This is a genomic window from Paenibacillus sp. J2L1-98 (assembly GCF_056269405.1).
Genome location: NZ_JBWDNW010000003.1, coordinates 33803 through 46991, shown reverse-complemented (window position 1 = coordinate 46991; position 13189 = coordinate 33803). Strand labels below are relative to the sequence as shown.

7 protein-coding genes are annotated in these 13189 nt (G+C 46.0%); 2 read left to right on the top strand and 5 right to left on the bottom strand.

Annotation, left to right across the window (positions count from 1 at the left end; all coding sequences use genetic code 11):
* Positions 1–376: 376 nt before the first annotated feature.
* The 5 genes from AC0YNZ_RS08515 to AC0YNZ_RS08495 form a co-directional block, all read right to left on the bottom strand.
* The gene (locus AC0YNZ_RS08515; RefSeq protein WP_475826204.1) at positions 377–3826 is read right to left on the bottom strand and encodes a glycoside hydrolase family 3 C-terminal domain-containing protein; all 3450 of its coding nucleotides are present in this window, start codon (positions 3824–3826) and stop codon (positions 377–379) included.
* Between the two features lie 267 nt (positions 3827–4093).
* Positions 4094–4912, bottom strand: a complete 819-nt coding sequence (locus tag AC0YNZ_RS08510; protein ID WP_475826203.1) for a carbohydrate ABC transporter permease — start codon at positions 4910–4912, stop codon at positions 4094–4096.
* Positions 4909–5778, bottom strand: a complete 870-nt coding sequence (locus AC0YNZ_RS08505) for a carbohydrate ABC transporter permease (protein WP_475826202.1) — start codon at positions 5776–5778, stop codon at positions 4909–4911. Before AC0YNZ_RS08505 ends, AC0YNZ_RS08510 begins: the two co-directional genes overlap by 4 nt.
* Positions 5779–5809: 31 nt before the next feature.
* On the bottom strand, positions 5810–7138 hold the full coding sequence (locus AC0YNZ_RS08500; protein WP_475826201.1) for an ABC transporter substrate-binding protein: 1329 nt from the start codon (positions 7136–7138) through the stop codon (positions 5810–5812).
* A gap of 185 nt (positions 7139–7323) precedes the next feature.
* Positions 7324–9648: an alpha-L-rhamnosidase-related protein gene (locus AC0YNZ_RS08495; RefSeq protein WP_475826200.1), complete on the bottom strand. Its 2325-nt coding sequence runs from the start codon at positions 9646–9648 to the stop codon at positions 7324–7326.
* Positions 9649–9854: 206 nt separating this feature from the next.
* Between AC0YNZ_RS08495 and AC0YNZ_RS08490 the strand changes: the two genes are divergently transcribed.
* Both AC0YNZ_RS08490 and AC0YNZ_RS08485 read left to right on the top strand, forming a co-directional pair.
* On the top strand, positions 9855–11669 hold the full coding sequence (locus AC0YNZ_RS08490) for a histidine kinase (RefSeq protein ID WP_475826199.1): 1815 nt from the start codon (positions 9855–9857) through the stop codon (positions 11667–11669).
* Positions 11647–13167 carry an AraC family transcriptional regulator gene (locus tag AC0YNZ_RS08485; protein WP_475826198.1) on the top strand — a complete coding sequence of 507 codons (1521 nt, stop codon included), beginning with the start codon at positions 11647–11649 and terminating at the stop codon, positions 13165–13167. Before AC0YNZ_RS08490 ends, AC0YNZ_RS08485 begins: the two co-directional genes overlap by 23 nt.
* The last annotated feature ends 22 nt before the right edge of the window (positions 13168–13189 follow it).

The window sequence follows — 13189 nt, the reverse complement described above, 5'->3', positions numbered from 1 at the left end:
GTATTTCCCGCAAGCCCCAAGCAATGGTCATCCAATAAGCTTTTACAGATGGCTGCCGATATCGAACCATGGTTCTGCAGTGCAAATAGAGAGTTCCTTGCAAAGCCAAGGCCTCCGCGTTTTCCACGAACCAACACCTAGTAAAGTGAAAACAAAGTTGCCCAATCAAACATGAAAATTATCCGCATTATGAAAATAAAGTTCTTTAATGATTTCTTGCGCGTCTGTCGTTTGGAATCTCGTTAAAAAATAAAAAGATCAGCTAAACCTTGAAATGACCAAAGTTTAAGCTGATCTATTGGAACCTCTATAAGTGCTATACTAAGTCAATATTAACATTAAAAATCTGGCCTACACTTCTTGGTTCCTGCACTGCCTATTTAGCCCTTTTCGCTGGGAAAGACAAGCTGTCAATCCGTAAGTCCGGCGCATTAAACACGACATACAGATCATGATTTCCCGTCAGTTTCGTGCTACTCAGATTAACTGTAACATCTGTATATCCGAGTTCCTTAACCGATGCATCGGCATTGGCTATGGTATAGGAGCGCTGTCCTGTAACCGGCACATTCAAAACGGCAATCGGTTTATTGGCTGGCGAATCGATATGGAAAGTAATCACACCGCCAGAAGCATTAGATGCGACGCTTGCTGTCACTTGTTTCGCAGCCGTCAGATCAACTTTTGGAATCGCGATCCAGGCACCGTTATTCATGGACCCTACTGCATAGTAAGCGCCTATAACCTTCTTCGCCTTCAGATTTACTGCTGTACGTTCCTTAGAGACCTCTCTGTAAATCACGTTCTTCGACGCAAAAGAGTGATCAAATACGTTGAGGGCTTTGTTAATATTGAGTTTCTCAAGAGGTGTACCCACGACCTTTACATCCTTTTGTATCCGAAGGTCCTTTGAGGAAGCACCGACCATGAAAGTATAGACGCCGTTTTCAACAATGAGATCTCCTTTGTTAACATCCCAGATCGCAAAGTCCTTCGGGTCCACTTTCAATGTGACCGTTTTTGTTTCTCCTGCATTAAGCTTAGTCTTCTCGTATGAGATTAGCTTCTTGGACGGTGCATTCGAACCGTAAGCCGACTTGTTGTTCTTCGCATATAACTGGATAACTTCGGAGGTATTTACCTTACCATCGTTCTTCACGTTTACCTTTACAGTGAACGGCTGTTTGCCACTTACGGAAGCTGGCACGGACAGGTTGCTGTATTTGAAGTGACTGTAGGATAGCCCATACCCGAATTCGTATGTTACCGACGATTTCGTGTACATATAAGTTAGTTTGGTTTCAATCGGGTCCGCATTCGTCATATCCACTGTGTATCGCGGATCGGTTTTATCAAGCGTTTGGGTCAAATCCGGAATTGAATATTTGGAGATGGCTGGTAAAGCAGACATATCCGCATACCATGTAGAGTTCAGACGGCCTGTCGGTGCATAGTCTCCGTAGAGCACCTGAGCCAGCGCTTGCCCATCGTATTGTCCACCGTAAGGCTGATACAAGATCGCAGAAACATGGGGATTTTCTTGAATTTGCTTCATGATTACCGGAAAACTAGAACGAACGACAACGACAGTTTTCTTGCCTTTCGCAGCGAAAGCGTCAGAAACGGTTTTGACAAGTTTGTAGTCGTCATCACCCATATACAGGCTAGACCTGTCATTCCCCTCGCCAGCACTATGACGCGGAACGGATCCTACGAACACAATGGCGTAATCGTCGGTTTTCGCTCGTGTCGCAGCAGCAGCTCCTACATCTTTAACAACCGTTTGCTCATACTTGGCATTGCTGTCCTTTCTTGCTTCATTGGCAGTAGAGGCATTCGTTAACGTCGCGCCTGCCGTTTTTAACTCGCCGTCATCACCTGTAACTACGAATCTGCCATTTACATAATATTTTCCAGAGAAATTCCCAAAGAAACTTAAATGATAGGTGTCAGCCACCATAGCGATTGTACCGTCACTGTTCTTCTCCATTCTCAAGGTTGGTGGAATGGCGCTGGTGCCTCCCCCGCCTAGCTGATCCGAATTCCAGTCGTTGTTTGTCAAGTTCAGTTTGGTGGAATCCGTGTTTCCAACCGCAGCATTTGCCGTTTTCGGAGAAGTAACCCACTTTTTGTTTTTCATTGAAAGCAGACTGACTCCCCCTTGTCCCCAATCGTAAACCTCGAATAGTTGAGCTGGATTGGATTTATCCAACGGTCCAGCAGTCGTGACGAGCCCGGCGCCGGCATCTTCCGAACTGCTGGTAACTGGATTTCCATTTGATTTAGAAGTTAGTGCTATCACTTTGCTGCCGGTATTGTAGGAAACGTTAGCCGAGCCAATTTTTTTTATGATCGACGTCAGCGGAGCATCACCTGAATTCGGCAAGACTGGCGTTACGGCTAACGATTTTGATGTTTTAAACCTTGAATCGGCATATATACCCGAAATCGCCGCTTTTTTGCTTTTCGACAGTGGAAGCGTTCCATCATTCTTTAACAGCACGATGCTCTCCTGCGCGGCTCTTAGCGCTACGACCTGGTGCTCTGGCACTTCGTAAGTAGATTTCGTAGATGACACATCCCCTGCATCACTTGCAAACGGATAAAATTTAGGGATTCCATTTTCGTCAGTTTCATTGAATATACCGAGACGGACCATTTGGTTCACATGCGATCGCGCGGCTTCAATCAAATCTTCTTTCGTGGCTCCATATAGTCCCTTTGCAACAGCGTTAACCAACGTTTGGACATCCTGCAACCCGTCCCCCGACTCAGCTAGAGTAAACAGTACGGAGGCATGAGCATGATCTACCGTGTATTGCGTGTCATATCCGTTCCCTTGTGCATTTCCTCCGGGACTAAACGGATTACTGTAGACCCAACGGTCACTGTAAAAGTCCGTACTGCTGTAAGCTCCAAACTTTGAGTTATTATTCGCGTAGATTTGAAATGGGGAGAGAATATTCGGAATTCCGTTTGTCATGCCGAATGAAGTCATAACACCTGCCAATGAACCGCTCTCAAACCCTCTAAACGGGCTTCTGGTATAATACTCGTAGATCGAGCGAGCACTTGCGTTATTACTTGTCGATTCTCGGAACCATTGAGAATTATAAACGGAATAATGTTTTGTCCCTACGGCAGCTCTTATCCAGAAGCCGTCGTCGCTCTTTTCCTGATCGATCCCAGTAAGACCGGTCGCCATTGTATCCACCAAGGTTGAGGTTAAATACGTATCTTCGCTGAAACTTTCATCAAAGCGGCCGATCAATGGGTTGATCCTTAAATCACTAGTAGCAGTGAAGGCCACTGAACGTGAAGCGTTGGGACCGTCTTGAATATTAGAATCTCCTTGCTTCACTTTAAGCTGGCTGAGTTTCTCAGCTCCCATTACATTACCTACATCGGCAATCAAATCCTTATTCCAAGACTGTCCCATCCCAATGTACGACGGAAAGTCGGTGGAGATTCCTTGGTCATTATCCGCTGCCGATAATGCACCCGGAATTTTTTTACCAGCATGCGGACCACTTTTTAACGTGTAGATGTTCCGAGCTCCAGCCACGTATACTGCTGGTCCTTCCATACCAGTATATTCAAAATAAGTATCTACGAACTCGTCCAGATGCTCCGGAACACCGTCAAACAGAGGCATCCCGTCAAATACTCCGCCTGTTTGTGTTTTGAACACTGTGGATATGTTTGTTGCATTTGTTGCAAGTACCTTTACAGGGCGTGCGGTGCCGGCTAATAAGCTAACCGATAAAGTACAGACCATAGAATAAGAGAGCAGCTTTCTTGCAAACTTAGACGTCTTACTATTCATTGAGGTTTCAATCCTTTCCCTTAGTTTAATCATTTTATTTTTGATCGAAATCTTAAAGCTTAGCTTTCTTTAGTGGAAACCAAAAATTAAGCGCTTTCATAATTCTTTCGATAAAATGCAACTTATGTACTCAGAAAGTTGCCAAAGTTCATCTTCCATCCATTAATTAATGAAATTATTCTTCACATCACCTCTTTCAAAAGAGGTCTAAATGTCACCGTTAAAGTGCGAGACAGAATCTCCCCGCACGTTTAACATATGACTGGTTTAACCCTTAACCGAACCTGCCGTCATTCCCTCAATAATGTAGCGCTGAAGAAACAGGTAGACGATAAGCATCGGCAGCATGACCGAGAGTAAATCTGCAAATACAAATTGCCACGAGGTTCCGTATTGCGAAACGAAATTATAGACGGAGAAAGGCAGCGTCCATTTACTGCTATCGCTGATAATGTAAAGCGTGTTGAGAAAATCGTTCCAAGATGAGATCGCGACAAATACGGTGACAGTCGCAATCGATGGCTTCAATAACGGGAAAATAATCCTACTGAAGGTGTAGAAGCTGCCTGCGCCGTCAATCGTCGCCGCCTCATCCAACTCCCTAGGCAAAGATCGAACAAACCCGCTCATGATGAAAATGGTGAGTGGAAGGTTAAGTGCGGTCATGAACAGGATGAGACCGATAAACTGTCCTGATATATGAAGCGATTGCATCAACTTGATCGTCGGAATCATCGAAGGTGGTGCGATCATACCCGCAAAGAATAGATAGAACAAGTATTGAACCCAGCGACCATGCCGGCGTGCAAGAAAATAGGCACACATGGAGCCGGCACTTATGGTGAACACTACCGTGGAAACCGTAACCAGCACACTATTCTTGAAGCCGTTTAGTAATCGACCTTCTATAAATACCGTCTTATAATTGGACCACATCCATTCACTCGGAAGGCTGAGATTCAATTTGACCGCTTCAGCAGGATTTTTTAAGGAGCCAAAAACGACTAACAACAGCGGCAGGATAATAAGCAAGCTTCCGAGGGTTGCCAGCAAGGTCCTGAGCCATGAACCGTATCTCATTTTCATTCCGCCATCTCCCCTTTCCGCATGAGTTTAAGCAGCAGGATAGAAATGATAGCTACGGAGAGGAACAAAACGACGTTCGCGGCTGTTCCAAATGCATAAAGACCCGAGCCGAATTGTTTGAAAATAAACGTGTTCATCACTTCGGTAGCGCCACCAGGTCCGCCTCCAGTCGTGGTATAAATAATCTCGAACGCTTTCATTGAACCAATCATGCTCAACAGTACGCTAATCGTTACGACAGGGGCCAAAATCGGCATGATCACAAAGCGGAGCCGCTGCATATAGGTCGTTCCGTCAATGACTGATGCTTCCAGCATGTCTTTTGAAATCCCCTGTAAACCAGCGAGATATAACGCCATAGACTGTCCTGCCCATTGCCACACATTCACGACTGTCACGGAATACAACGCAAGCTTTGGATCGCCAAGCCAATCTTTTGCCCAATCCGATAATCCCAGACTGTTTAATAGTTGATTGAATATACCATCAGGATGCAGTACGGTCGTGAACGTATAGCCAACTACTAGCGCACTTAAGATTGATGGCAAGAAGTACAAACTACGGAAAAAATTCCTTCCCATAAGTGTCGAATTAAGAAGAAGTGCTAGGAGCACGCCTAGCCCATTTTGTAAAATGGTAACAAGCACAGCGTAAATCACGGTATGTTTCATAGCGAGATACATACCTTTTGTTTGAAACAAATCTACGAATTGTTCAAATCCAACGAACTGGATCTGGTCCTTGTAGGGGGACCAGTCCGTGAGTGAATAGTAAAACCCCGAAAATGTCGGATATAAATACAATACAGCAAATATCGCCAGCGCTGGAACAATCAACCACATGGGATACATCCGTTTGTGCAGCAAATTTCTCTCCACCCTTTCCTGCGAAAATCTCTTAGAAGCCGGCCACTCCTGCCGCTTTTGCATTCTTATCTATGTTAGACTGCAGTCCTCTAGCTACTTCAGAAGGCGTTATCTGTCCGCCATACATCTGCTGTAAGAGCGATTGATAATCGCCGATCTCGACCACGGCCAGCGAATTGAAAAACGGAATCGCTTTCCCCTGTTCGATATACGCATTCATATCGGCTGTGCCTGGGTTTAGCTTCACGTCTAGGCCTGTCCAGGTCGGAATCGATTTTACTTCATTAAAGTATTTAGACAGCTCTTCTGGGCTGCTGAAGAATTTCAGGAAGTCCTTGGCAGCTTCAACATTTGGGGAATCCTTAAAAACATACAAGCCGTTCGGATCGGAAATCCCGGCGTAGTTATCGCCATCCCAAGGCAGTGGGAACATACCAATCTCAGCATCAGGGTACTTCTCAAGAAGTGGAGCAATTGCCCAATCTGCTTGGAAGATCATCGCCGACTTGCCTGTTGCGACTTGCTCTAAAGACATGTCATATGTTCCAGAAAATAGATCTTTGTTCAGATATCCCTTTGTCTGAAGGTCGCTTTGTTTCTGAAGCGTATCCACGAACTCTGGAATTTGACCGAAGGTCGTCTGATGCGCGTTGATTTTATCCATCAAATCCGGTTGCTTGATCATGACATTAGCCACAGCGTTGAAAGTGTACAATTGCAATGGCCAGCCTTCTTTCCCCGCTTCATATACCGGTGTAATACCTGCAGCCTTGATCTTCTCGCACGCGGCGAGGAACTCGTCATAAGTCTTTGGAATTTCAATCCCCAGATCTTCGAATACTTTTTTGTTATAGATAACCCCGGAAACACTGGTACCGGTTACTGGGATGCCATACAGTTTACCGTCATTTTTGAGGAAATATTTCGTGACCGCCGGGTTGATGCGCGATACGAATTCCTCATTGCTCAGATCGAGCAAATTTTTCTCGGGCTGAAGCTTCTTCACATTACCTGCTTGCCCCCAATAGAACAAAAGGTCCGGCGCATCCTTCGTGGCAAGCCGCGTGCTTACTAGATCCGCGTAATTATTAACCGGAGCGCTCTGGATATCCAATTTATTCCCCGTTTTTTCCTCATAATCATCGAAGATCATCTGCCACTTCTTCTCTTTCAGCCAGTCGCTGGCAACCAACACTTTGAGTGTAACGGCCTTCTTGCTATCATTAGTCTGTGAGGCTCCGCTCGCTGCCGAATTCGTCGTGCCGCCGTTCTCAGCATTGCCTCCGCCTTTTCCGCATGCGGTTAAAGCAACCGCGAGCACTAGCAGAAGCGCTGCAATTTTACCCTTACTCTTAATCATTCTGACCCCTCCATATTGGTGTTGTACTGTCTTGCCTCTTTATCTTAGATTTTCGGTGACTATTGCGGAATGGAAATAGTGAACCTCAGACCTGTAATTATCGAACCTTTCGATAACGAGATGTCGGTTTGAGCAATGTTTATGAAACCTTGATGTCACGATGAAAATGTTACCTTTTTTACTCATTAAACGGTCAGCTTTCCTTTGACAATATTTAAGTTGCCCTCAATCTGTATATTGAACTGCTCAAGGGCTGCCGAATGTAAGGTTAAGCAAGCCGGATGCTTCAAGGTTACAGCGATGGTTCCATCCATTTCACGGATGCATTCCGCTTCAATCCATCCGAATGTGGTCGGCACCGTTCCCTTTGCCCATTCCAGGTCACCCATGCAAGGACGAAACTCAAATTCTCTGTCTGATATATTGGTCACATCGATACCCAGAACCCTTTGAGTCAGAATGTAGGTCGGCGAAGCCCCCCATCCATGGCAGAGACTGACCGGGATATGATCCGATAAATACGTCGGCGTATTCCCTAAATACGGACTAGGAATGGTGCAATCCGGGGATGAAGGATCAAAGGTCTCCCACCACGTTGTCGCTCCTCGAGAGACCATCTCGCCCCAATATGAGCGAACAATGTCCAATGCGGCTTCGACATAACCTTGTTCGAACAGAACATCTAGAACGATATGGTAGAAGAACGCCCCCTTCAGCTTGGGGCATACTCCCTTCATAAAAATGTCATTAAGAAAATAAGCCGTTTCGTCATCCGTCATGATTCCAGACCAAGCAGCGAGGAAATTCGTTTGGTACGTAAAACTATCCGACAATCCGTCGTCGGTCATACAATCGGCAAACAGATGTTTATCAGGAACCCAAAGAACTTTGCGAATCGACGTGTATAGCCTGTCCGCCCTTTCAGTGCATACCTCTGACAGAGTGATATCCCCTAAAGCGGCTGCTATGTCAGCCGCTTTCCTCAGCATCTTATAATGCAAACACGAGACGGCTGTGACCCGATCCCGCTTGTCGATATAATCCGCCCAATCAACGAAGCACCACCAACCATTCCGATCGGCTCCTGCGAATAGTCCATTCTCGTCCTCTTGGTCGTGGAACCATCCGATCAGACGGACGATTGGATTCTTTAATTCTGAGAGGAATGCAATGTCGCCCGAATATCGCCAGTAATCGTAAACGCCTAGAAACCAATATGCATTGAAGTCAGGCAGCAAGAAACGGTTGCGTTCCGGTCCTGTGCCTGGAATTGAACCATCCTCATTTTGTATTCTTGCTCCTTGAAGCAAGCATTTCCGGATCAGTCTCGTGTCCCCGAAAGTCTGATAAATGACTTTGGCCATAACCACCGCATCCACAACCCAAAGCGCTTGTTCGCGGTATGGACAATCCTCAAGATGATCCTGGCTGTTGACCAACGTGGTGTATCGGCCTATTTCCCATATCCGGTTCAAAAGCGTGTCGCTGCAAGCAAAAGAACCCTCCTGCTGGAAAGGATAATGGACAAACTGCATTCGAATAACGTCGGCCATAATTGGAACAGGTGTCCCTTGTACCGCGAGCTGCACGTAACGGAACGCTCTCCTTCCGAATGGTGACAACCGATTAATACCTTTCTTCAGAACGAAGGTATCTAGCAGCGTCAGTTCTAGGGACTCTCCGTAAGACAGCTGCAATACGCCGCCTTCCGGTGCGTTTAGTTCTATCTCTGGATAGCCGGTCTTCACCGCACCAAAGTCATATACAACGCTAGGCAGTGAGCCTGGAACTGAAGCGTCGATGGTCATTCGTCCGTTTGCACCTTCTGCGAGAAGCTCGGCTCCCTGTAGCGAACCATAGTTTTTCTCCACCCGGAGAACGGAAACAGGGCGGATCGTTTCACGGGATAAGAATGGAATTTCTCGGGGAATCAATCGCGGCCAGGAGGAGTCGGGATCGTTCGCGACTGCAGCAATTTTCGCCTTCTCCCATTTGGAATCGTCGTAATCCGTTCGCTCCCAGCCGTCTTCCCGTTCTGACATGTATATCTCCTTATATCCACTCCAAAGATGCATTCTGGATACGGCATGTACCCATCGAGGGGAACGACGGCATTTCCAATTTGCATCTGTGCTCACCGTAATATCTCCTTCAACCGTACGTATATCCAACTGGGTAATCAGCCCCCCTGGACCTTTGCGCTGTTCTGTAACGATTTCTGGATTTCCAAAATTATAAGCCAGAATAGCAATACAATTATTCCCTTGTTTTAGGGCACTCTTAACATGATAAATATCGTAATACTTCCATGAATTATCAGAAGGGGACGGGCCTGATCCAATAAACGAGCCGTTTACGAAGAGCCTATACTCTTGATTTGCTGATATTCGAAGTGTGGCTGATTGTACTTCAGAGTCGATTAAAAAGGCAGTGCGCGCTTCTGTATATACATTGGGGGTACGCTCCGGTAAGTCGATCCAAATCCATTTCGCCTGCCATGTTTGATCCATGCCGATCTTCTCCCCTCATTGGTTAATACTGTTGTTATTTATGATTGAAATATAATCCTCTGGGTAAGTGCTTCTGTTGTTGTGCCTCTATCTTAGGGTTTAGTTGATAATTGCAGAATGGAAAAATTGAACCTTTGCCCTGTAATTATCGAACCTTTCCGTAAACATGAACACTGCGTGATACAATATTATGGGGAGGAAGCGACATGCAACTTCGTATTCAAACACGTTTATTTCTTAGCTTTACCTTACTCAGTTCTATATTAGTAGCCAGTGGCGGCTATTTATACTTCACGCAAACATCTAAAGATCTAATGATCCGCATGGAGGAGACGAATCGGCAGCAGTTATACCGCTATCAGGAAGCACTCGATAACGTAATCGAGGACATGGACCGCATTTCCGCACAAGTCATATACAGCTCCGATATCAAGAACTATCTGGTGGGGCAAGATGATGAGGATCCTTCATCTTTCCAAAGTTTCGCCAGCCGCAAAAAGTACGAGGACATGCTAGCCTCCTTCAATGGTCCTTGGTTTATCGCCACTCAAATCAATTTGATGACAATGAATGGCTTCTTCTTAACCTACGGACAAAATATGGATACCATTTCAAATTTAAAGCAGCGGATTCAGCAATCGGAATGGCTGAAAGAAGCGGTCCTATTGGAAGGCGACAAACTTTTGGTTCCGCCACATGAAAGTGAGTGGCAAGATAATCACCCTCTCTACTTCTCGCTGGTTCGAAGCTTTAACTTTCCATCTGCTTTCACGCCGGCCGCTGTTGAAGTTCAACAGCCCTTTGACCTCCTGTCGCAGACCATGGAGGTTGGCCGCAGTGAATCATCCAAAGCAAAAGTGTACGTTATTAACGACAAAGGCGAAATTTTCTATCCGTATTATGCATCGGATGCGGATCGTCCGCAGATTCCACGCTGGGCTGGTAGTTCAAAGGAAATTAAGCGATCTGACGGTGTTGATACGGACCTATGGAGCCAGATTCGATCCGACTTTAGCGGGCTCACAGTTGTGATTCAGCAGCCAAAATCGGAAGTCATGCAGCCCATCACTCACCTTCGCCGGATTACTATGATCTTGGGTCTTTTTGGCGAAATCGCATCGCTAGTAATCGCTTATATCCTAACGGCAGGCATCGCTTCACCAATTCGTTATTTGCAGAAACGTCTTGAGAAGCTAACGATTGATAATATCACGACATCAAAGGTTAAGAAGCTTCAGAATATCAAGGAAATTGGCAAGCTGTATGCTACGTTTGAGGAGATGCGTACTAGGCTTAACCACTCCCTGAACGAGGTAATTCAATCCCAAAAAAGGGAAAATGCCGCCCATTTGCACGCCATGTATGCACAGATGAATCCACATTTTCTATTTAACACATTGACGGCTATGGCATCTTATGCAGAGGAATCAGGTTTTCCTGAATATGCCCGCATTTCGCAGCAGCTTAGCGGGATGCTTCGTTACTCGACCAATTCCATGTCGAAGACCGTGACGCTTAAGCAGGAAGTTCATTATACCGTCCAATACATGGAGTTAATGAGGTTTCGGTACGAGGGACAATTCACGTTTTCGGTTCAAATTGACCCGCAGCTCGAGGAAGAACCGATTCCCAAGTTTCTTCTGCAACCTCTCGTGGAGAACTCATTCGCGCATGGATTTCAAAAAGCCCGTCCGCCTTGGAATATCGAAATTTCAGCTCAGGTATTGGGTGAATCGATGTCTTGGGAAATCCGAATTGGTGACAACGGGTCAGGCTTTACAGACGCTGCTTTTGCTGAAGCCCAGAGTCTTATTCAAGAACTGAACGAAGGGCGGATTCGGCAGTTAGAAAGTTTATCTTCCCATGGTCTTGGCCATATGGGGATCGTCAATACGCTGACCCGCTGCAGACTGTTTTGGAATGATGAGGTTCGGTTTTCCTTGAAATACCGCCCGCAAGGGATGGAATATACGATAAAGATAAGGAGGTTGAACGAAGGTGTTCCGACTGATCCTCGTTGAAGATGAACCCCGGATTCTCCGGCATTTGAAAGAGAAAATCCGAACCCTACGTCCTGACTTTAAGATAGTCGGTGCCTACAACAACGGGGAAGATGCGCTCGTTGAATTGCATTGGACGCAGCCGCACACCATCATCACGGACATTCGCATGCCGGTAATGAATGGACTAGAACTGATCGGTAAAGTAAGAGCGCTGTTGCCTGGAATTCAATGCGCGATTCTCAGCGGTTATGATGACTACTCTTACCTGCGGGAAGCTATCAAGCTTGACATCACCGACTACCTGCTCAAGCCCGCTGCGGATCATGATATTGGTGAATTACTGGATAAAATAAAGGATAAACTAATGCACAATCAGACTCTGCTGGAACGTGAAGTTGCCAGACAAATCATAGAGGCGTCCGATTTCACGGACCATATTCGTGCTGAGTGGGAAAGAATTGCAAAGGAACTTTTCTATCACGGCAATTACTTGCTCGTTTATGCCTTGTCACTGCTAAGCGATATTCCTGCTGGCATTCATGATACCTTCATCTCCATGCTGCGAGAGGGGGAAAAGTTTACTCTCCTGCCTTCAACTGCAGGTAATGAAGACATCCTCTTATTCGGCATGCATACTTGGTCGAATGAACGTCAAACAGAATGGACCAAGGCCATTAAAACTTGCGCGGAAGCGGAGGATGGCGTGACCGTTGCGATGGCTTTATCTACAAAAGGCCTACAACCGGTTCCTGCCCTGTTAGCGGATTGCAAGAAGCAGGTACGGGCGAAAGGCCGCTTTGAAGGAAGCTGCTTCTGGATCGACGAAGCTTCTCCAGAAGATATCAAACCATTATTGGAACCGCTTCAGCCCGCATTGTTGCGATTAACCCAATTCATTACGAAACAGCAGAAACAATTGTTTGCCAAGGAACTGGATACCTTTTTTGCAGGAGAACCAAAACAATCTTTTCCCATCACCCGTAGAGGCTGGGAGCTTCTTCTACTGCACGCATCGCATACGCTCCACAGTCTCGCCAAAGATTCTTTTACAAGTACCTTCGATCTTAAGCAGACCATGGAACTGGAAGTAAGCGATGAAGTATGGAGAGCTAGAAAACGAACCGATCTGCATGCACAAGTCAAGGAGATATGGTGTTCATATTTTTTTAGATCCGAGTACGATCAAGAGACGCAGCGGGACTGGGCAAAGGAAGCCAAACAGCACATTCACGCTCACTTTCTCAAAAACATCTCCCTTACCAGTATCGCGGATGTGTTTCAGCTTCACCCAGCCTACTTGAACCGAGTATTTAAGCGAACTTTCCAAACCTCCATTCCGGATTATCTGATCAGAATTCGCATGGACGAGGCTTGCCGTTTTATGCGGGAGCATCCCTTTGTTCTGATCAAGGATATAGCAGAACATGTGGGATATTTGGACCCTTATTATTTTAGCAAAGTGTTCAAGCAGCATACCGGGTACAGCCCTACTGATTATAAGAATCAGAATGGATAAATACCCATGACATGCAAGAGAG

Coding starts and splice junctions, on each gene's coding strand:
- AC0YNZ_RS08515 (WP_475826204.1), bottom strand. CDS start 3,826: ATGAATAGTAAGACGTCTAAGTTTGCAAGAAAGCTGCTCTCTTATTCT.
- AC0YNZ_RS08510 (WP_475826203.1), bottom strand. CDS start 4,912: ATGAAAATGAGATACGGTTCATGGCTCAGGACCTTGCTGGCAACCCTC.
- AC0YNZ_RS08500 (WP_475826201.1), bottom strand. CDS start 7,138: ATGATTAAGAGTAAGGGTAAAATTGCAGCGCTTCTGCTAGTGCTCGCG.
- AC0YNZ_RS08495 (WP_475826200.1), bottom strand. CDS start 9,648: ATGGATCAAACATGGCAGGCGAAATGGATTTGGATCGACTTACCGGAG.
- AC0YNZ_RS08490 (WP_475826199.1), top strand. CDS start 9,855: ATGCAACTTCGTATTCAAACACGTTTATTTCTTAGCTTTACCTTACTC.